We start from the raw sequence: 19635 nt of genomic DNA, 5'->3' as shown, positions 1-19635 counted from the left end.
CCGGTGCCGCAGCAGACCCAAGCTCTGCCGGGTATTGACGAAGCCGGGCTGTCGGTCTTTCCCGTCACGCAGGCGACACGGGCGACCTTCACCGGCCTTTATTTCAGGCTGACGTTCCTCTTCTTCATTCAGGCCGGCTCGAAACGGGTCATCTGTCCCCGGAACGGCGAGCTGACCGGCGAGGCGGGAGACGTGATGATTTTTCCGGCCGGTTCCGTGGTCAACATGGAGAACCGGCCGGTTCCGGATGCAGACTACCGGGCCGAGGGCGTCAGCATCGCCCGCAATCTGGTGGACGCGGTTTTCGGGGACCATCCGGCGCGCAGTGCTGCGCCCGGCATTCAGGTGCTGCGGGCGGTTCCTCACCATCCCTCAGACATGCTTGCGCTGATCAAGGAGACGCTCTCCCGCGAGGGGCTGCCGGAGCCGCTGCGCGCGCACAGGCTTCTGGAACCGCTGCTCTGGCTGCGCCACAATGGTGTGGAGCTTCCGGCAGGGGATGAGGAGCAGCCCTGGAGCAAGGTGCGCCGCCTGATCGAGAGCGATATCACCCGCCCCTGGCGGCTTCCCGAGGTGGCCCGGCATTTCGCCATGAGCGAGGCAACGTTCCGGCGCTGGCTGGCAAGGTCCGGGCCCGGCTTCGCGCAGCTGCTGCTGCACACGCGGCTCGAGAGAGGTCTCTCCCTGTTGCAGGCAACGGACCTTCCGGTATCGCGCATCGCGCTCGACTGCGGCTTCCAGACGCCCTCGCATTTTTCCGATGCCTTTCGGAAAAGATTCGGAATCAAGCCTAGACAGATCCGGCAGCGCGAGGATTGATCGTTTTTCGATAGTTTTTGAGCGTGAGCCGGAAGCTGGCAGGGCTTTGCGGGGCTACTCCTGTGCACATGATCAACCGTCAAGAAAGGACACCGGATCATGTTTGCAAGGACTTCCCTTTCCGGCCTGATGCTGGCGGCCGCCATGGTGACGGCCGCCAGCGCGCAGGATTTCAGGCTCACGAGCACGTCGATTGCCGAAGGCGCGCAACTGGCGCCCGCACATGTCTTTGCCGGTTTCGGCTGCGAAGGCGGCAACGCCTCCCCGCAACTGTCCTGGACAGGTGCGCCCGCGGGAACCAAGAGCTTTGCCATCACCGCCTATGATCCGGACGCACCGACCGGATCGGGCTGGTGGCACTGGACTGCGGTGAACATTCCCGCCTCCGCCACTTCGCTTGAGGCTGGTGCAAGTGGCGCCGGCAAGATGCCTGCGGGCGCCACCGAGCTTGCCAATGACTATGGCGCGGCGGGATTTGGCGGCGCCTGCCCGCCTCCCGGCGAAGTGCACCGCTATATCTTCACCGTTCATGCCCTGCCGGTGGAACGGCTTGATCTGCCGGAAAACGCCAGCAACGCACTGGCCGGCTTCATGATCCGCGCCAACGCGATTGCATCGGCAAAGATCACGGCTGTCTATAACCGTTGATGCAAAGAGCATCTGCCCGGTCATAAAAACGAAAAGGGCAGCCGGTTAGGGCTGCCCTTTGCTATTTTGAATGGCTGAAAGGCTCAGCTGCCCTTGGATGCAGCGCGTTCGGCGCGCTTGCGGTCGTTCGGGTCCAGCAGGGCCTTGCGCAGGCGGATGTTCTTCGGCGTCACTTCCACCAGCTCGTCATCGGCGATGTAGGACAGCGCCGCTTCGAGGGACAGGCGGATCGGGGTGGTCAGCTTGACGGCTTCATCCTTGCCGGCGGCACGGATGTTGGTCAGCTGCTTGCCCTTCAGCACGTTCACTTCCAGGTCATTGCCACGGGTGTGCTCGCCGATGATCATGCCCTGATACACCTTGACGCCCGGATCGATCATCATCGGGCCGCGGTCTTCCAGGTTGAACATGGCATAGGCCACGGCCTCACCGTCGCCGTTGGAGATCAGCACGCCGGTGTGACGGGTCGGAATGTCGCCCTTGTAGGGGGCGTATTCGTGGAACACGCGGTTGAAGATCGCCGTGCCGCGGGTGTCGGACAGCAGCTCGCCCTGATAGCCGATGAGGCCACGGGTGGGGGCGAGGAACTGCAGACGGGTGCGGCCGCCGCCGGAGGGGCGCATTTCGCGCAACTCGGCCTTGCGCTCGGACAGCTTCTGCACCACGACGCCGGAATGCTCCTCATCCACGTCGATGGTGACTTCCTCGATCGGCTCCAGGCGGTTGCCCTTCTCGTCGAACTGGAAGACCACGCGCGGACGGCCGACGCAGATCTCGAAGCCTTCGCGGCGCATGTTTTCGATCAGGATGGCGAGCTGCAGTTCGCCACGGCCGGACACGATGAAGGCGTCGCCTTCCGGGGTGTCCTCGATCTTCAGCGCAACGTTGCCTTCCGCCTCGTCCATCAGACGCTTGCGGATGACGCGCGACTGCACCTTGTCGCCTTCGGTGCCGGCCAGCGGGCTGTCGTTGACGAAGAAGGTCATGGAGAGGGTCGGCGGATCGATCGGCTGTGCCATGATCGGGGTGTTCACGTCCATGGAGCAGAGCGTGTCGGCGACGGTTGCTTCCTGCAGGCCTGCGATGGAGACGATGTCACCGGCCTCGCCCTTCTCGATGGGCTGGCGCTCGAGGCCACGGAAGGCGAGCACCTTGGAGATGCGGCCGCTCTCAACCACCTTGCCTTCACGCGACAGGGCCTTGATGGGCATGTTCGGAATGGCTTCACCGGCAACGATGCGGCCCGTCAGGATGCGGCCCAGGAACGGGTTGCTTTCGATGGTGGTCGCCAGCATGCGGAAGGAGCCTTCCTCTGCCGTCGGTGCCGGAACGTGGCTGATGATCAGGTCGAACAGCGGGCCCATGGATTCAGCCGGACCGGTCGGGTCATTGGCCATCCATTCCTGCTTGGCAGAGCCATAGACGACCGGGAAGTCGAGCTGTTCTTCGTTGGCGTCGAGGGCGGCGAAGAGGTCGAACACTTCGTCCAGCACTTCTTCGGCGCGCTGCTCCGGCTTGTCGATCTTGTTGATGGCGACGATCGGCTTGAGGCCGAGCTTCAGGGCCTTGCCGAGCACGAACTTGGTCTGCGGCATGGGGCCTTCGGCAGCGTCCACCAGCAGAACCACGCCGTCCACCATGTGCAGGATACGCTCGACTTCACCGCCGAAGTCGGCGTGGCCCGGGGTGTCCACGATGTTGATGCGGGTGTCGCCCCACACCAGCGAAGTCACCTTCGCCAGAATGGTGATGCCGCGCTCACGCTCCAGGTCGTTGGAGTCCATCATGCGCTCTTCCGTGCGCTGGTTCTCGCGGAAGGAGCCCGACTTCTTCAGAAGGACGTCGATTAGGGTTGTCTTGCCATGGTCGACGTGGGCGATGATGGCGATATTGCGCAGCTTCATTAAGGGCTCCAAAAGACACTGCGGGCAGGGTGCCCGCAGTGCTTGTCTTCAAATTGTGGCTGACGCCCGCTGGTGCTCACGGGCGGAAATTCGCGCCCTGTATAGTCTGCGGCGGCCATTTGTGCAACGCGGCAGCGCATCTTGACGCAAATCAGCTGCCGCTCTAATTGTAAGGTAGCCTTACTATATGTCTTTCTTATGAAATCTGCGTGGTGCCTTGCGTGGCTGATCCGACCCTTGGATTTCTTGTCGCCGATGTCGGCCGGCTGATCCGCCAGCGCTTCGAGGCGGCGCTGAGCGGCGTTGACTGCGGTCTGACGGCAGCAGAGGCGCGGACGCTTAACATGGTGCGGCAATTGCCAGATCAGCGCCAGAGCGTGCTGGCAGGCATCCTCGGCATCGAGCCGATGACGCTGGTGGGGCACCTCGACCGGCTGGAACAGGCGGGCCTGATCTGCCGGGAGGCCGACCCGCAGGACAGGCGTGCCAAGATCATCGTTCTGGGCGAAGCGGCGCAGAGTGTGCTGGCCAAGATTGACGAGGCGCTTTTGCAAGTGCGCACGGAAATCAGCCACGGCATGACCCCGGAGGAAACCGCAGCCGCGGTGCGGGTCCTGCTTCAGGTGCGCAGCAATCTGGCGGAGGCGGCAGACCGGGCCTGAGGCCAGAGGCCAGAAAGATGGAATTCGGATTTCCCGGGCAGGGAGGGGCCCGCACAACGGATGGATCAGATGCGGGACAGCGTGACACCTCCCATGAGCGAAAGGCGCACCGCCCTGATCGGCGCGGCGCTGGTGGCCATCGGGCCAATTTCCATGGCGCTTTATACACCGGCCATGCCGGTGCTGGCAGATGCCTTCGAGACGACGCGCTCGATGATCAAACTGACGCTGACGGCCTATTTCACCGGCTTTGCCCTGACCCAGCTGATCTGCGGACCGCTGACGGATGCCTTCGGCCGCCGTCCGGTCACCATTGCCTTCCTGCTGCTGTATCTCGCCTCCACCCTGCTGGCGGCCTTCGCGCCAAGTGTCGAGGGCATGATTGCCGCCCGCGCGCTGCAAGGGATTGGTGCGGCCATCGGTGTTTCCGTGTCCCGCGCCATCGTGCGCGACCAGTTCACCGGGCAGACCTCGGCGCGGATCATGAACACGGTGGCGATGATGCTGGCCATCGGCCCGGCCATCTCGCCCACCATCGGCGGATTGACGCTGGAGTTCTTCGGCTGGCGGGAGATCTTCTATTTCATGATCGTCTATGGCGCCGCCCTGCTGGCGGCGGTGTGGATCTTCATGACGGAGACCAACCGCTACATCGACCGGGCCAATCTTCAGCCCGCGCGGCTTGTCATCAACTATCTGACGCTGCTGAAAACGCCCTCCTTTCTGCGGCCCAGTCTGCTGGTGGGGTTTGGCATCGGCACCATCTACACGCTGGCCACCATCCTGCCCTTCGTGCTGATCGACCACGTGAAGCTGACGCCCAGCGAATTCGGCCTCGGCATGATGGTGCAGTCCGGTTCCTTCATGGCGGCAACCATTGTCGCCTCGCGGGTGCTGCGGCGGCATGATGCGGGCCTGCTGGTGCCGCCCGCGCTCTGCGGCATGGCGCTGGCTGCCGCGGCGATCATCGTCTCCCACGCGCTGTTTGCGCCGGGCTTTCTCAGCGTGATGCTGCCGGTGGGCCTGTTCTCCTTCTCGCTGGCCTGCCTTCTGCCCGCTGCCACCACGGCGGCGCTGCAGGGCTTTCCGCAGCTCGCGGGCTCTGCCTCCTCGCTGACCGGGTTTCTGCAGTTCGGCACCGGAATTCTCGGCAGTCTGGTGGCGGCGTGGCTGGGGGATCCGGTGCTGGCGCTGATCATCGTTGCGCCGGGCATGATGCTGCTGGGGGCGGGGCTCTACCTGGCTCTGACGCCGCTGGCGAGGGCGAAGGATGGAGACGGCGAAAGCTGACCGGCGTCTTTGCGGCGTTTTCTGTGCCGCAACCGTCCTGCAGCTTGACCTCTCCCCGGCAAAGCGCGACATAGCGCCTTCGATCTTGCGGGAGCTTCCTCAATGACACAGGCTGCCTATCAGCTGCCGGACCTTGCCGGTCCTGCCCGCCCGCATGTGATGGGCATTCTCAATGTCACGCCGGACAGTTTCTCCGACGGCGGGCAGCACGCGGCAGCGGAAGCGGCCATCGCCCATGCCCGGCAGATGATTGCCGAAGGCGCCGATATCATCGACATCGGCGGCGAAAGCACGCGGCCGGGGGCGGCTCCTGTTTCGCTCGACGACGAGTGGGCCCGCCTTGCTCCGGTTCTCGAGCCCGTCGTGGCGCTGGGCTGCCCGGTCTCCATCGACACCTACAAGGCGGAAACCGCCCGCCGCGCCTGCCGCGCCGGGGCGGTCATCGTCAATGACGTCTGGGGCCTGCAGAAAGATCCGGCCATGGCCGGTGCCGTGGCAGAAGCGGGCGTCCATGTGGTGATGATGCACAACCGCGAGGCCGCAGATCCCGCCATCGACATTCTCGCCGACATCGACCGCTTCTTCGAACGCTCGATGGAGCTGGCAGAGCGCGCCGGGATTGCGAGAGAAAAGATGATCCTCGATCCGGGCTTCGGCTTCGGCAAGACGGTGGACCAGAATTTCCTCGTCCTCAACCGCTTCGCAAGCTTGCGCAAGCATGGCCTGCCGCTGCTGAGCGGCGCCTCGCGCAAGCGCATGATCGGCGCTGTGCTGGATGTGCCGCCGCAGGAGCGGCTTTACGGCTCGCTGGCGGTGCATCTTCTGTCGCTGGAACGGGGCGCGGCGATCCTGCGCGTCCACGATGTCCGCCCGCATGTGGAGGCGGCGAAGATCTTTGCCGCGATGAAAAGGGAAGCCGTCTGAATGAGCCTTGCTGACAACGCGGTGCGCGCGGCGCTGGGCCTCGGCTCCAACATGGGCGACCCGAAGGCCAATCTGGCCGCCGCCATCGCCCGGCTTGATGCGAGCGAGGGGATCTCCGTTCTGGCCGTTTCTTCCGCTTACCGCACACCGCCGTGGGGGCCGATCCCGCAGGATGACTACCGCAACATCTGCCTCGTCATCGAGACGGTGCTGAGCCCGCGTGACCTGCTGGGCCGGTGCCTTGAGATCGAACGGGAACTGGGCCGGGTGCGGGACGTGCGCTGGGGCCCGCGCATCATCGACATCGACGTGCTGATCTATGGCGGCAAGCAGGTGGAGGAGGAGCATCTCTCCATCCCCCATCCGCGCATGGGCGAAAGGGCCTTCGTGCTGGTGCCACTCGCCGAGATCTGGCCGGATGCTCCGATCGGCGGCGGCCGCACCGCCGCGCAGGCCCTCACCACCTGCGAAGGCCGCGAGGAAATTGTCCTGCTGGCGGATTGAGCCTATGCGGCGCGGGGACTGATCTGAGCCAGATCTTCTGCGATTTCACGGCGCCGCTGCATCAGGTCATAGTCTGCCTGAAGGCCAAGGAAAAACCCTTCCGAGATGCCGAAATAGCGCGCAAGCCGCAGATCCGTGTCAGCGCTGATGGACCGCTTGCCGAGCACGATTTCATTGATGCGCCGCGGCGGCACATCCAGCGCACGCGCAAGGGCATTCTGGCTGAGATCCATCGGCTTGAGAAAGTCCTCAAGCAGAACTTCGCCCGGATGCGGGTTCGGCAAAAGATCAGCTGTGGTAGTCGGTGATGGTGACATGTGCCGGACCTCCTTCCTGCCAGACAAAACAGATGCGCCACTGATCATTGATGCGGATGCTGAACTGGCCGGTTCTATCGCCCTTCAGGGCCTCCAGACGATTGCCCGGTGGCACGCGCAGGTCATTGATGACCCTTGCCTGATTCAGCATGCGGAGCTTGCGCAATGCAACGGACTGTATGGCGGACGGAAGGCGCCGGCTCACGCGCCCCGACCAGATGAGTTCCGTTTCAGGATCGGCAAAGCTCTGGATCATGGGTAACTATAACGCATGGCGTTATATAGCGCCATGCGTTATTTCAGGCTGCGATCACTTGCGCCGCAGTTCGCCGCGCAGCCACTGCTGCCATTGGGACCGGGTGCCGAAGAAGACATTGCGGTCGACGGGGCCCTTGATGCCCTTGATGGTGCCTTGCGCGGTGTATTGCCAGAAGACCCAGTTGTCGCGCCGGTCGTATTTGTAGCTCGGATGGCTGGCGACCGACCTGAGCCAGAAGTCGTGGGCGGTGTATTTGCCGACCAGAACGTCCCGGTGGAAGTCGATGGTGGTGTAGACGATCGGGCGCTTGCCGTAGTGGGCTTCGACGGCATCCAGGAACACGCCAACATCTGCGGCAATCTTGTCGGCCGGGGGCGGTTTCGGGCAGTTCTTCGAGATGTGGTTCCACTCCATGTCGAGCACCGGCGGCAGGGCCTGCGGATCGCGCGGAACATTCTGGATGAACCAGGCGATCTGTTCTTCGACAGGGCGGCAGAAATAATAGAAGTGGTAGGCACCGCGCGGCACACCGGCCTCCTTGGCCGCATACCAGTTGGTCACGAACATCGGGTCGATGAAATCACCGCCCTCGGTCGCCTTGATGAAGGCAAATTCGACACCGTCCCGTTTGACCTCATGCCAGTTGATCTCCGCCTGCCAGCGGGACACGTCGATGCCGTGGACAGGGAAGTCCTGAGGCATGGGATCGCGGTACTCCACCCCCGAACAGGAGGACAGAAGCGCGGTAAGGGCAAGCATGGCAAGGAAGCGCGGGCGCCGGAACACGTGTTCCTCCGGGTTAACGAATTACAAACACCTAGCGTCAAATTGCGCGAAAAGTCCTAACGGATCGTAGAAAAATCGTGGCGGGAATGGGGCATTTGCGGTTACCCCGCCTGTGGTGCACCGTCTTTGCGCTCTGAAACCGGCTTGACGGGCGGGGCAACACCGGGTCACGTGCTTGTCCAGACTTGTCCCGCCCGCCGCACAGCCTGTCCCGGCTCACACCTACGGACCTCTTCATGACCGAACGCCTGACCCTCGCCACCTGGAACATCAACTCCGTCCGGCTGCGCATGCCGATTGTCGAGACCTTCCTCATCACCCATGCGCCGGATGTGCTGTGCCTGCAGGAAACCAAGTGCCCGGATGCCAACTTTCCGTTCGGGGCCTTCCGCAAGCTGGGCTATGAGCATGTGGAGATCAGCGGTCAGAAGGGCTACCACGGCGTTGCCATCGTCTCGCGCCGCCCCCTGGAGGCTGTCGAGCGCCGGGACTTCTGCGGCAAGGGCGATGCCCGGCACATTGCTGCCAGCGTGCCGTTCAATGGCGGCTCGTTCCGCCTGCATAACTTCTACGTGCCGGCGGGCGGCGACGAGCCGGACCGGACGATCAACGAGAAATTCGGTCACAAGCTGGACTTCATGGCCGAGATGAAGGCGATGCTGGCCGGGGACGAGGCGTCGCGTCCGGCCGTTGTCGTGGGTGATCTCAACGTCGCGCCCTATGAGCATGACGTGTGGTCGCACAAGGCGCTGCTGAAGATCGTCAGCCATACGCCGGTGGAGACGGAGCTGCTGGAAGCCATCCGCACCGGCGGCAACTGGGTGGATGTGATGCGCCAGCACGTGCCCATGTCCGACAAGCTCTACACCTGGTGGAGCTACCGGGCGAAGGACTGGGATGCAGCCGACAAGGGCCGCCGTCTCGATCACATCTGGATGACCCAGAGCCTTGCCCCGCACGCCCGCGGCATCGAAGTGCTGCGTGCTGCGAGAGGCTGGGAAAAACCCTCCGACCACGTTCCGGTGATTGCGCGGCTGGAGGTCTGACGCCGGATAGAAGATCCGGCCTTGGCATAATCTTAAGTCCGCCGTGGCAGGATCACTCGGTCAATGGATGTGCAATGGGGCAGGGACTGGGGGCTGGATCTGGTGCAGGCGCAAGACGGCGGCGGAAAGGCCGGGCAACAGGCAACGGGTCTTCAGCGGCTCTGGTTGCGCCTTGCAGGCGGGGGCGCCCGCAAGGCCGCGCTGGTGACGCTGGCCATCCGCGTTGCCGGTGCTGCGCTCGCCTATGTGGCACAAGTGCTGATGGCCCGCTGGATGGGCGCATTTGACTACGGCATCTATTCGGTCGTCTGGACCGTGGTGATGATCCTCGCCCTGTTCGCCTGCCTCGGCTTTTCCTCGTCACCCGGCCGTTTCATCCCGCTTTACCGGGGTGAGGGCGCGCTGGCGCTGTTGCGCGGTTATCTCACGGCCAGCCGGGTGATTGTCTTTCTGGCGGCCTGCGTCATCGGCGCGGCCGTGGCGCTGATCGTGCTGCTGCTGCGTCCCATTCTCGATCCGGCCTATGTGCAGCCCCTCATGCTGGCAATGCTGGCCTTGCCGTTCTTTGCGCTCGCAGGTGTGCAGGATGGCATTGCACGAGCGCATGACCGGCCGGATCTGGGCCTGATGCCCAGCTTTATCTGGCGGCCCTTGCTGATCCTGCTGCTGCTGTTCCTCGCCCTTCAGGCGGGGTTTGCGGTGGATGCTGCCACCGCGGTGCTGGCCGGGGCCGGTGCCAGTGCTCTGGTGGCACTGGACCAGCTGTGGCGGCTGAACCGGGTGATTAGCCGGCAGCTGCCCGCGGGCCCGCGGGCCCATGCGCCGCGCCTGTGGCTGGCGGTTTCCCTGCCCATGCTGCTGGTGGAGGGCTTTCTGCAGCTCGTCACCAGCGCCGATGTGATCATGGTCAGCTTCTGGCAGAGCCCCGACGAAGTGGCGGTTTATTTTGCCGCCTCAAAAACACTGGCGCTGGTGCATTTCATCTATTTCGCCGTGCGTGCCGCCTCCGCCCACCGCTTCGCCGCCCTGCATGGCGCCTCTCATGAGGCCGCGGGCCGCAGCGCCTTCGAGGCCTATGTGCGCCGGGCCGGGTTCTGGACCTTCTGGCCCTCGGTTGGGGCTGCCGGCGTGCTGATCGCCGCAGCGCCCTTTCTGCTGGCCCTGTTCGGGCCGGGGTTCGAGGCGGGCACAGCGCTGATTGCCGTGCTGCTCATCGGCGTGCTGGCGCGGGCCAGCGCCGGGCCTGCCGATGCGCTTCTCTCCATGTGCGGCCTGCAGAAGGCCTGTGCGGCCATCTATTCCGGCGTCTTCGTGCTCAATGTGGGGCTGAACCTGCTGCTGATCCCGCCTTTCGGGCTGATGGGCGCGGCTGTGGCGACGTCCCTCGCCATCACCGGCGAGGCGCTGGGGCTGATCTTTGTGGCCCGCCGCCGCCTTGGCGTGCTGCCCTTTGCGCCTTTCGCCTTCTCCCTCGCGCTGCGCCGGGAGGTCCGCAATGGTTGAAACGGCTGAAAAACTGGAAGGCCTGCTGCTGCCGGTGGCCGATGCGCCGGAGTGGGATGTGCTCGTGGGGGAGGCGTTGAGCCCCAACCCCTTCTTCTCCCCCGCCTTTCTCGTGCCTTATGCCGCCAATCTGGCGCCTGCAGGCCTGATGCTTGCGGTGGTGCGCGAAAGGGGTGGCGGGCGCTGGCTGGCAGCGGCGCCGGCCGCCCGGCGGCGTTGTGGTTTTCTTTTCAAGGAGCGTACGTTCTGGGCGGCAGAATATGGCCCGCTTGGTGTTCCTCTGGTGCATCCGCAGGCGCCGGATGAAGCGCTGGCCTTGCTGCTGGAGACAGCCGCCGCCGGGTCCCCGGTCCTGCGCCTGCCGTTTCTGCCCGTGGCCGGTGCCGTGACGGAGCGGCTGAAAACGGCTGCAAAGGGCTGGCGCTGGCTGGAAGGGCCTGTGGAAGAGCGCGCGTCCCATGATGGCGGGGCAGACGGCGAGGCCCAGCTTGCCGCCGCCCTGACCACCAAGCGCCGCAAGGAGATGGAGCGGTTGAAGCGCCGTCTCTCGGAAGACGGTGAACTGGTCTTCGACAGCCTGCGAGGTGCCGAAGCCTTGGCCGCAATGGCAGAGTTTCTGGCGCTGGAGCGTTCCGGCTGGAAGGGCAGGGGCGCGACGGCGCTGGCGAGCCGCGAGGCGACGCGCCGCTTTGCCGAAGGATTTGCCGCACGGCTTGCAGACGTGGATGGATTGCGGCTGGACCGGATGCGGCTTGATGGCAAGCCGCTGGCCCTGCTCGCGGTTATCACGTCAGGCGGCCGTGCCTTTGCCTGGAAGATTGCCTTTGACGAAGGCTTTGCCCGCTTTTCGCCCGGCCAGCATCTGGCGCTGCATGCCATGCGGACGACGCTTGCCGATCCGGCGCTGCCGCTCGGCGGGGATTCGCTGGCCGTGCCCGGCCATCCGATGATCGAGCCCCTGTGGCGCGGGCGCATGGCCTATGCCCATCCCGTGCTGATGCGCGGTGCGGCGGGCGCTCTGCTGCACCGGCTGCACAAGCTGGATGCCTTCGCCTTCCGCGCCGCCAAGGCGCTGGCGCGGCGGGTTCTGCGGCGGCGTTAGAGCATCCGGAAAGCGGACCAGAAATATGGATCATAAGCCGGCAAAATATATGCTGGCGGACGTCACATGCGCTGTGCCGCGGCATGCACCTGCCTGAACAGGGCGGCCATCTCCAGAAAGATTGCCGAATGGGGAGAGCCGGGCCGCCATGCCAGCACCACCTGACGCGGGCAGGTGCCGGGCAGTGGAAGCAATGCAAGCTCATGACCCTGTGTCACTCCGGCATCAACCGCCAGATTGGGCAGCAGGGTGATGCCGAGCCCTTCCTCGACCATTGAGACCAGCGTGGGCAGGCTGGTTGCGGCGAAGCTTTCGTCCGGCCGCAGATCGATGCCGGGAAAGGCTGAAAGTGCATGGCGCTGCAGGCAGTGGCCGCGCTCGAGCAGCAGCAGCGGAGTTTGGGACAGATCCTCTGGGCTGGCCGGTCCTTGCGCCGCCAGAGGATGGCTTGTGCTGACTGCAAGCTGATAGCCGTCCTGGAACAGGGGCTCGACAACCGCATCACCGAGATCGTGTGGAAGGGCAGCCAGGATCACGTCAAGCCGGCCGTCTGCAAGCCCTGCTGCAAGGCTCTCCGTGAGTTCTTCGCGCAGGAAAACCCTCAAGTCCGGCCATTTGCGGCGGATCTGCGGCAATGCGCGGGGCAGAAGAAAAGGACCGACCGTCGGGATCGCACCCAGATGGACTTCTCCCTGCAGGGCGCCGCTGCGCTGCTGTGCCGCGGTCTCGATATCCTTGATCCCGGCGAGCACGATCCTCGCCCGGGCTGCAATATCTTTGCCTGCGGGCGTCAGCATCACGGACTGGCGGGTCCGTTCGGCCAGGACCACGCCAAGGCGCCCTTCAAGCTCCTTCAGGCCCGTGGACAGGGTTGGCTGCGTGACGTGGCACATTTCAGCTGCACGCGAGAAATTCAGCGTATCAGCAAGAGCGGTCAGGAAGCGGAGCTGGCGAAGGCTGGGCATATCATTGAAAATCTCAATAAGAATTAGTCATATAATCAATTTCATATATTAGTGGGGGCCGTCTACCTCTTTGTCATCGACAGCATGAAACAGAGAGGTTCCCAGATGTCTTCCACCACCACGACGCAAGGCCTGCCCCGTCTCAACGAGCCTGCCCCGGATTTTGATGCCCCGACAACCCACGGGCGCAAGACGCTGGCGGATTTCCGGGGCAAGTGGCTGGTTCTGTTCTCGCATCCGGCCGATTTCACGCCGGTCTGCACCACCGAGTTCATCGGCTTTGCCAAACTGCAGGACCAGTTCGACGCGATTGACACCCAGCTCCTGGGCCTGTCCATCGACAGCACCCATTCGCACATCGCCTGGACGCGCAACATCAAGCAGAGCTTCGGCACGGATATCGGCTTTCCCATCATTGCCGACCTCGGCATGAAGGTTGCCCATGACTACGGCATGATCATGCCGGGGGCCTCTGACACGGCGGCGGTGCGGGCCACCTTCGTGATCGACCCCGAAGGCATCCTGCGGGCCATGCTGTATTACCCGATGAACGCGGGCCGCGCGGTCGCGGAAATTCACCGCCTTGTCGTGGCCCTGCAGACGGCCGATGCCAACAGCTGCGCCATGCCCGAGGGCTGGGTACCGGGACAGCCGGTCATTGTGCCCGCTCCGAAAACGCCGGAAGAAGCCGAAGCCCGCGCTGGCGAAGGCTACAACACCGTCGACTGGTACTTCTCGACCCGCAGCCTTTGAGTTGCAGGCGGAGGCGGTTCCGCCTCCGCCAACCATCCGCCCTTCCGTGAGAACCCGAGAAATGACCCCAATCCGCATCACCAGCAAATTGTCTGTTGCAGGCCAGATCTCTGCCACAGACATCCCCGAAATCCGGCGCCTCGGGTTTGTTGCCATAGTCAACAACCGGCCGAACGGTGAAGAGGCTGGTCAGCCCGCACAGGACGAAATTGGCCGTGCAGCCACGGCAGCCGGGCTTGGCTATGTCTACCTGCCGGTGACGGACGCCACCTTGAGCGCAGAAGCGGCGCTTGGTTTTGGCGCCGCGCTCGACGCTGCATCCGGTCCTGTGCTGGCGCATTGCCGCTCAGGCGCAAGGTCCTTCACCCTTTGGGCCATCGGCGAAGTCCTGTCCGGACGCATGAGCGCCGGAGAACTGACGGATCTGGCGGGCCGCGCTGGCTGCGATCCGTCTGGCGCCTTGAACTGGCTTGCCGCCAGCACCGCCGCCCATCCCTGAGCTTTTCCCGAAAGGAGCCTTTCCATGACCGTAAAACCCGAAGTGACCGGCTTTTTCGATCCCCGGACCTGGTCGGTGCAATATGTCGCCGCTGATCCCGTCACAAAAGACTGCGTCATCATCGACCCGGTCTATGACTATGACGAAAAGTCCGGACAGACCGGCACAGACCATGCCGATGAGATCCTGCGCTTTGTGGCTGACAAGGGCTACCGCGTAACCTGGATCCTCGACACCCATCCGCATGCTGACCATCTTTCTGCCGCCCATTATCTCAAGCAAAAGACCGGAGCGCCCACCGCCATCGGCGAAAAGGTGACCGCGGTGCAGAACCTCTGGAAAGGCTTCTACAACTGGCCGGATTTCCCTGCCGATGGCCATCAGTGGGACAGGCTGTTTGCCGATGGGGACACATTCATGGTGGGCTCAATCCCGGCCAGAGTGATGTTCTCGCCAGGGCATACGCTGGCTTCGGTCACCTATGTGATCGGGGATGCCGCCTTCGTGCATGACACGCTGTTCCAGCCGGACAGCGGCACTGCTCGGGCCGATTTCCCTGGTGGCAACGCGGAGGCGCTGTGGGACACGATCCAGGCTATTCTGGCGCTTCCGGACGAGACGCGGATTTTCACCGGCCATGACTATCAGCCGGGCGGGCGTGAGCCGCAGTGGGAGTCCACGGTGGCAGCGCAGAAGGCCGCGAACATTCACATGGCGAAGTACCGGTCCAAGGCCGGGTTCGTGGCTGCCCGTGAAGCGCGGGATGCAACGTTGCCGATGCCCAAGCTGATCCTGCATGCTTTGCAGGTCAACATGAATGGCGGGCGCCTGCCCGCGCCGGAAGCAAACGATCGACGCTACATGAAACTGCCGCTTGATGTGCTTTCAGGCGCAGACTGGGGCTGATACCGGCCTTCAATGAACCTGACACATCGCGCCTTGATCTTGCTTAACCGCCGTTCCTTGCCAGATCCCGTAGGGTACGGCGGATGATCTTGCCGGTGGTGGTCATCGGCAATTCCTTGATGAAGGCGATCTCGCGCGGATATTCATGCGCCGAGAGGCGGTCGCGCACGTGGATGCGGATGGCCTCTTCCAGCTCCGGCGACGGCTTGTGGCCATCGGCCAGCACCACATAGGCCTTGACGATTTCCGTGCGCAGCGGATCCGGTTTGCCGATGACGGCAGCCAGCGCCACCGCCGGATGGGTCAAAAGACAGTCTTCGATCTCGCCGGGGCCGATGCGGTAGCTGGCGGAGGTGATGAGGTCATCATCGCGCCCGGTGAAATGGACATAGCCGTCTGCGTCCATTTCGCCCTGATCGCCGGTGGTCATCCAGTCGCCGATGAATTTTTCCGCCGTGGCCTCCGGCTTGTTCCAGTAGCTGAGGAACATCACCGGATCGGGGCGGCGGATGGCGATCTGTCCCAGCGTGCCGGGCGGCAGGGGATTGCCCGCCTCATCGATCACCGCCACCTCATGGCCGGGAATGGCCACGCCAATGGCGCCCGCCCGGCTGATGCCGAGCCCCGCGCAGGAGCCCAGCACCGCGTTGCATTCGGTCTGGCCGTAGAACTCATTCACGGGCAGGCCCAGCTCAGCCTTCGCCCAGTCATAGGCCTCACGGCCCAGCGACTCGCCCGCAGACCCGATGCTGCGCAGGGCAAGGCGGAAGCGCCTGCCGGGGCTGTCCACCGCCCGCAGCATCTTCAGCGCCGTGGGCGGGATGAAGGCATTGCGCACGCCCTCCCGCTGCATCAACGCAAAGGCGGCTTCCGGGTCAAACTTGCGCGCCGCATTGGCAATCACCGGCACGCCCAGATGCAGGGCCGGGAACAGCGCATTCAGCAGCCCGCCCGCCCAGGCCCAGTCGGCCGGCGTCCACAGCAGGTCCCCCGGCTGGCCGAGAAATTCCTGTGACAGCTCGATGCCCGGCAGATGGCCCAAGAGCACCCGGTGGCCATGCAGCACGCCCTTGGGCTGGCCGGTGGTGCCGGAGGTGTAGATCATCAGCGCCGGGTCATGGAGGCTGGTGTCCAGGGTTGCGAAACTGTCCCGCGCCCTGGCGCAAAGGGCGGAGAGGTTCTCGCTGCCGCCGTCCGGCGCGCCGGTGGTGATCAGCAGCTCAAGGCTAGGCAGATCCGCCTTGAGCGGCAGCACCTTGGCAAGGCCCTGATCGTTGGTGATCAGCGCCCGCGCACCGGAATCGCCCAGCCGGTAGCGCAGGGCCTCGGGGCCGAACAGGGCCGCCAGCGGCACGGCAATGCCACCCATGCGGTAGATGGCGAGATGGGCAATCGCCGTCCAGGCGCATTGCGGCAGCAGCAGGGCCACCCGGTCGCCCTGCGATATGCCTTTTGCAGACAGCGCGTTGGCAAGCTGTGCAGAGGCGCGCTCAAGCGCCGAATAGCTCCAGTCCGTGGCCTTGCCGTCCTCGCCAATCTCGCGGATGGCCAGCCGCTCTGGTTCAGCGGCGGCCCATGCCTCGCAGGTGGAAGATGCAATGTTGTAGCGCTCGGGCAGCTGCCAGGTGAACTGGCGCCGCAAGCTGCCGAAATCTGCTGCCCGCTGAAGCATGGCCTTGTCCCGTCACAAACCGGAGGCGGAGCCTATCCCCCTCCGTGCTGCGGTGCAATAACCTTGGTAAAGCTGACAGTCCATCCGGCCAGAGGCGGGGGCAGTTCAGCTGCACCAGTGCAAGGTTGAGCGCCGTGGCAAAGCCGACCCATGCGGCATAGGGCACGAAAAGCAGGGCCGCCAGCCTGTCACGACGCCAGCCCACCGCAATGAAGGCGAGGATCGACGCCAGCAGCGCCAGGATGATGCCGAGCCCCGCATCCAGCCGGTGCAGGGTGAAGACGGTGGGGCTCCAGGCGAAGTTCAACACCATCTGCAGTGCCCACAGCCGGAACAGGGTGGAGCCTGCGCCAGCCCCAAAGCTGCGCCAGCCGGCAATGCCGATGAGGATGTAGAGCACGGTCCAGGCGGGCGCAAAAAGCCAGTTGGGCGGGATGAAGGAGGGTTTGGCGAGCCCGGCATACCACTCGCCGGGCAGGTTCGTGGCGCCGATCAGCAGCCCGCCGCCGGCGCTGACGAGAAGGAAAACGGTGAGAAGGGGGAGCGATGGCTTGCGTGTCATTGCGTGTCTCCAGAGGTTTGGAAATGGGGTTCGCGTCCCGTTCCGTCTGTTCCCTCAGATCAATCAGCACCAGTGTGGCGGGGTGCCGCGCTCATGTCTCCTCCATGGCCTCCACATAGTACCAGCGGCCGGATTTCTTGCGGAAACGGCTGAGTTCCCGGTGGATGTGCAATTGTGCACAAGACAGATACCGCGCCTCGAACAGCACCGTTCCATCCCGGTCATCCGGTCCGCCGCCGGTGGTCTGCAGCACCTTCAGGCCCGTCCACCGGCTCTCCGATGCCCAGCGGGCGGTGGCCGCCTCGTCAAAGCCCGGCTGGTATTTCGGCCAAAGCGTTTCCTTCAGATAGGCGATGTCCTGCATCACATAGGCGCTATAGCGCGAGCGCATCAGCGCCTCCGCCGTCCCCGCCACAGCCTTGCGCGCCAGCAGCGGCCCGCAGCACAGCGCAAGGGTCTGGCCGGAACCGCAGGGGCAGGGGGATGCATCAGTCATGAGGGGAAGTCCGCAATGGAAAGGATCAGGGGCTGATATCTAGCGCGGATGGGAGGGGGCGTCGAGGTGGGAGGTGTTACACTGCTCCCGTGAAGCGAAGGAGTGGTTCCATATCCATCGCATCTGCGGCCCGTAATGCCGAAATATAGGCGGTGCGGCGCCGGTTGTCTGCTTGCAGGTCGAAGCCGTTGGCCCACTCGACCGGGGGATGACCGAAACGTTTTTCCAGGTAGACATCTGTAGAGATGCGGGCGTGGCGGCCGTTGCCATTTGGAAAGGGATGGATCTGCACCAGCCGGTGGTGAAACCGCGATGCGGCTTCGAGTGGGCTGAATGTCGCATTTTCCGCCCAGTAAGCGGCGTCATCGAGCAGATAGCGCAGTTGCACGGCAATCTGCACCGGATCGATTCCAATGTTCTTCTCGCGAAGCCGGTAGGTTCCGGCCCATGACCAGACCTCCCCAAACAACCGCTTGTGAAGCGTGCGCTGGAAGTCATCGGTCAGCACATCGCCGCCGCGCCTGCGCGAAAGCCAGCGCAGACCCTGGGTGATGTTGGCCTGCTCCAGTTCATCCAGCTCTCCACGCGTTGTGATATGGGTGAATTTGAGCCCTTCCATCTCGTCCGGATCGAGAGGTGTTGCGCCTTCAGGCTCCCTGAACATCAGGGTTTCTCCCAGAAGTCCGAAGGCCTTTCACGCAAGATCTCGCTGCTCAGCCGGCCGATCTCGGCCTGAATCTGATCTTGGGTGAGGGATTGCTGTTCCAGTGCCATATGCGCACTGGCGCGGCGGATGATGCTTTCCGCCTTGCTGCGGGCCTGGGCTTCGAGCATTTCTTCCACGCTGCCCTCCGGCACGATGGCATAGACGAAGCGCCCGCCCAGAGCCTCGGCCAGCTTCTCCATGTGCTGCAGGGTTACGCCGCCCTCCAGTTCCTTGCGTTCTGCCTGATAGACCGCCGCCTTTGTCACGCCCAGCCGCCGTGCCAGCGCCGGAGCGGACATGCCGAGAGCCTTGCGCATGGCCGCAATCCAGCCGCCGGCAGGAGGGGTCACTTGCCCGAGTTGTTCTCCCGCCCGGTCCAGAAGCCTTGCATACTGGCGCATCGCGGTGTCTTTGACGCTTGGCACGGTATATTCATCCATATTCTTTCTAATGCTGAAAGAGTATGGATTGATATCCATTTTGTGTCAAAGGGGATATATATCGATATATGAACGGTGATTGCGCCGTGCTTGGGCGTCATAGGGCAATCAAATTTGCCCATGAGTGCTTATGGCAGGCTGCGCAGAATGGGTGCGCAGGTGGCTGGACCTGCCGCGCCACAGATTTGAAACTGAAGGGAAAATCAAAATGAAAATCTTGCTGGTGGAGCCGAGGGGAATCGAACCCCTGACCTCTGCAGTGCGATTGCAGCGCTCTCCCATCTGAGCTACGGCCCCTGAGCAGGTGGCGGAATTTAGGAGGGGCTCCGAAGATCTGTCAAGCACGTGGTTTTACGCCCTGCCGCGTCCTGCTGGTGCGGGACGGGCGCGTGTCCCCGCCCGTATCCAATTGCATGAACACATCGCGCAGAAAGACGACCAGGGCTTTGGCACAAGGTGGCGGCCGTTGTTTCAACGGCGCGGCCTATCTGTCCCCCTCCCCTTGAGGGGAGGGGTGAGGGGCGGAGGTAACAGGCTGAAAACACGGGGTATTTTCATTGAAGGCTCTCTGTGTAGAGATGTGCATCAATCAAGCACCGCTCCTGCGTGAAGACCCCATCCCTACCCCCTCCCCTCAAGGGGGAGGGGAAATGAGGGGCCTCAGCTAGAGAGTTAAAACTCTGAAATTTCTTGTCTTTCCGGCATCAAGGTAACGCGTGTGGCGTCTTGCTCTACGATGTGGCCCGTCCCGGGGGCGCTGCGCGCAAGCCAGGGGCAGCGCAAGTGCCCGTCACTTAATCCTGTTCAACATGATGCCTTGCGGCGGCACCTGTGCGCCGCTACATCATGGAGAACGGAACGCCATCACAAAG

The 19635-nt window shown here is 63.8% G+C and carries 22 protein-coding genes and 1 tRNA gene; 12 read left to right on the top strand and 11 right to left on the bottom strand.

Annotated features, from left to right (window positions below; translation table 11 throughout):
- Nucleotides 1-3: 3 nt before the first annotated feature.
- A complete protein-coding gene (locus IF10I1_RS02625) occupies nt 4-819 on the top strand; it encodes an AraC family transcriptional regulator (protein ID WP_244284677.1) in 816 nt (271 codons plus the stop codon).
- A gap of 99 nt (nt 820-918) precedes the next feature.
- The gene (locus IF10I1_RS02620) at nt 919-1467 is read left to right on the top strand and encodes a YbhB/YbcL family Raf kinase inhibitor-like protein (protein WP_123195340.1); all 549 of its coding nucleotides are present in this window, start codon (nt 919-921) and stop codon (nt 1465-1467) included.
- An 83-nt stretch (nt 1468-1550) separates the two neighbouring features.
- On the opposite strand, the gene typA is transcribed toward IF10I1_RS02620, so the two are convergent.
- Nucleotides 1551-3371 carry a translational GTPase TypA gene (gene typA, locus IF10I1_RS02615; RefSeq protein ID WP_123195339.1) on the bottom strand — a complete coding sequence of 607 codons (1821 nt, stop codon included), beginning with the start codon at nt 3369-3371 and terminating at the stop codon, nt 1551-1553.
- Between the two features lie 221 nt (nt 3372-3592).
- Here typA and IF10I1_RS02610 point away from each other — a divergent pair, with 221 nt between their 5' ends.
- From IF10I1_RS02610 to folK, 4 genes are all read left to right on the top strand, one after another.
- Nucleotides 3593-4033: a MarR family winged helix-turn-helix transcriptional regulator gene (locus IF10I1_RS02610; protein ID WP_050473884.1), complete on the top strand. Its 441-nt coding sequence runs from the start codon at nt 3593-3595 to the stop codon at nt 4031-4033.
- A gap of 93 nt (nt 4034-4126) precedes the next feature.
- Nucleotides 4127-5323 carry a multidrug effflux MFS transporter gene (locus tag IF10I1_RS02605; protein WP_208977117.1) on the top strand — a complete coding sequence of 399 codons (1197 nt, stop codon included), beginning with the start codon at nt 4127-4129 and terminating at the stop codon, nt 5321-5323.
- Between the two features lie 102 nt (nt 5324-5425).
- Complete coding sequence (gene folP, locus IF10I1_RS02600; RefSeq protein ID WP_186392384.1) at nt 5426-6247, top strand: dihydropteroate synthase; 822 nt, start codon at nt 5426-5428, stop codon at nt 6245-6247.
- On the top strand, nt 6248-6751 hold the full coding sequence (folK, locus tag IF10I1_RS02595) for a 2-amino-4-hydroxy-6-hydroxymethyldihydropteridine diphosphokinase (RefSeq protein WP_186392385.1): 504 nt from the start codon (nt 6248-6250) through the stop codon (nt 6749-6751).
- Nucleotides 6752-6753: 2 nt separating this feature from the next.
- Here the strand turns inward: folK and IF10I1_RS02590 are convergent, their stop codons facing one another.
- The 3 genes from IF10I1_RS02590 to IF10I1_RS02580 are packed head-to-tail and all read right to left on the bottom strand — an operon-like array spanning nt 6754 to nt 8113.
- Nucleotides 6754-7068, bottom strand: coding sequence for a HigA family addiction module antitoxin (locus IF10I1_RS02590; protein WP_094463648.1), 315 nt, complete (start codon nt 7066-7068; stop codon nt 6754-6756).
- Complete coding sequence (locus tag IF10I1_RS02585) at nt 7040-7324, bottom strand: type II toxin-antitoxin system RelE/ParE family toxin (protein WP_094463649.1); 285 nt, start codon at nt 7322-7324, stop codon at nt 7040-7042. Before IF10I1_RS02585 ends, IF10I1_RS02590 begins: the two co-directional genes overlap by 29 nt.
- Before the next feature lie 54 nt (nt 7325-7378).
- On the bottom strand, nt 7379-8113 hold the full coding sequence (locus IF10I1_RS02580) for a GH25 family lysozyme (protein WP_082206042.1): 735 nt from the start codon (nt 8111-8113) through the stop codon (nt 7379-7381).
- 236 nt (nt 8114-8349) lie between these two features.
- On the opposite strand from IF10I1_RS02580, the gene xth reads away from it, so the two are divergent.
- The 3 genes from xth to IF10I1_RS02565 all read left to right on the top strand — a co-directional run bounded on the left by xth (nt 8350) and on the right by IF10I1_RS02565 (nt 11764).
- Nucleotides 8350-9159 (top strand): exodeoxyribonuclease III, encoded by an 810-nt coding sequence (gene xth / locus IF10I1_RS02575; protein ID WP_058898554.1) that lies wholly within the window; start codon nt 8350-8352, stop codon nt 9157-9159.
- Between the two features lie 63 nt (nt 9160-9222).
- Nucleotides 9223-10662 (top strand): lipopolysaccharide biosynthesis protein, encoded by a 1440-nt coding sequence (locus IF10I1_RS02570; protein ID WP_186392386.1) that lies wholly within the window; start codon nt 9223-9225, stop codon nt 10660-10662.
- Nucleotides 10655-11764 (top strand): GNAT family N-acetyltransferase, encoded by a 1110-nt coding sequence (locus IF10I1_RS02565; protein ID WP_186392387.1) that lies wholly within the window; start codon nt 10655-10657, stop codon nt 11762-11764. Before IF10I1_RS02570 ends, IF10I1_RS02565 begins: the two co-directional genes overlap by 8 nt.
- 62 nt (nt 11765-11826) lie before the next feature.
- Here IF10I1_RS02565 and IF10I1_RS02560 read toward each other — a convergent pair whose 3' ends face one another.
- A complete protein-coding gene (locus tag IF10I1_RS02560) occupies nt 11827-12729 on the bottom strand; it encodes a hydrogen peroxide-inducible genes activator (RefSeq protein ID WP_186392388.1) in 903 nt (300 codons plus the stop codon).
- A gap of 105 nt (nt 12730-12834) precedes the next feature.
- Here IF10I1_RS02560 and IF10I1_RS02555 point away from each other — a divergent pair, with 105 nt between their 5' ends.
- The 3 genes from IF10I1_RS02555 to IF10I1_RS02550 all read left to right on the top strand — a co-directional run bounded on the left by IF10I1_RS02555 (nt 12835) and on the right by IF10I1_RS02550 (nt 14887).
- Nucleotides 12835-13482: a peroxiredoxin gene (locus tag IF10I1_RS02555; RefSeq protein WP_186392389.1), complete on the top strand. Its 648-nt coding sequence runs from the start codon at nt 12835-12837 to the stop codon at nt 13480-13482.
- Nucleotides 13483-13543: 61 nt separating this feature from the next.
- Nucleotides 13544-13981, top strand: a complete 438-nt coding sequence (locus IF10I1_RS22920) for a TIGR01244 family sulfur transferase (RefSeq protein WP_186392390.1) — start codon at nt 13544-13546, stop codon at nt 13979-13981.
- 24 nt (nt 13982-14005) lie between these two features.
- Nucleotides 14006-14887 carry an MBL fold metallo-hydrolase gene (locus IF10I1_RS02550; RefSeq protein WP_244293674.1) on the top strand — a complete coding sequence of 294 codons (882 nt, stop codon included), beginning with the start codon at nt 14006-14008 and terminating at the stop codon, nt 14885-14887.
- A gap of 43 nt (nt 14888-14930) precedes the next feature.
- Here the strand turns inward: IF10I1_RS02550 and IF10I1_RS02545 are convergent, their stop codons facing one another.
- From IF10I1_RS02545 to IF10I1_RS02520, 6 genes are all read right to left on the bottom strand, one after another.
- Entirely contained in the window at nt 14931-16559 is a 1629-nt protein-coding gene (locus IF10I1_RS02545) for an AMP-binding protein (protein WP_186392392.1), read from the bottom strand.
- Complete coding sequence (locus IF10I1_RS02540; RefSeq protein ID WP_208994256.1) at nt 16450-17121, bottom strand: TspO/MBR family protein; 672 nt, start codon at nt 17119-17121, stop codon at nt 16450-16452. The genes IF10I1_RS02545 and IF10I1_RS02540 overlap by 110 nt, the downstream gene beginning before the upstream one ends.
- Nucleotides 17122-17212: 91 nt before the next feature.
- Complete coding sequence (locus IF10I1_RS02535) at nt 17213-17617, bottom strand: YchJ family protein (RefSeq protein WP_094463658.1); 405 nt, start codon at nt 17615-17617, stop codon at nt 17213-17215.
- Nucleotides 17618-17693: 76 nt separating this feature from the next.
- Nucleotides 17694-18281, bottom strand: a complete 588-nt coding sequence (locus IF10I1_RS02530) for a mobile mystery protein B (RefSeq protein ID WP_186392394.1) — start codon at nt 18279-18281, stop codon at nt 17694-17696.
- Entirely contained in the window at nt 18281-18763 is a 483-nt protein-coding gene (locus tag IF10I1_RS02525; RefSeq protein WP_058898561.1) for a mobile mystery protein A, read from the bottom strand. The genes IF10I1_RS02530 and IF10I1_RS02525 overlap by 1 nt, the downstream gene beginning before the upstream one ends.
- Nucleotides 18764-18984: 221 nt before the next feature.
- Nucleotides 18985-19060 (bottom strand) — tRNA-Ala (locus IF10I1_RS02520).
- Nucleotides 19061-19635: the final 575 nt, after the last annotated feature.

Source organism: Pannonibacter sp. I15F10I1 (assembly GCF_900185665.1).
Taxonomy (GTDB): Bacteria; Pseudomonadota; Alphaproteobacteria; order Rhizobiales; family Stappiaceae; genus Pannonibacter; species Pannonibacter indicus.
The sequence above is the reverse complement of the archived record's forward strand: the minus strand, read 5'-3'. Positions and strand labels throughout refer to the sequence as shown.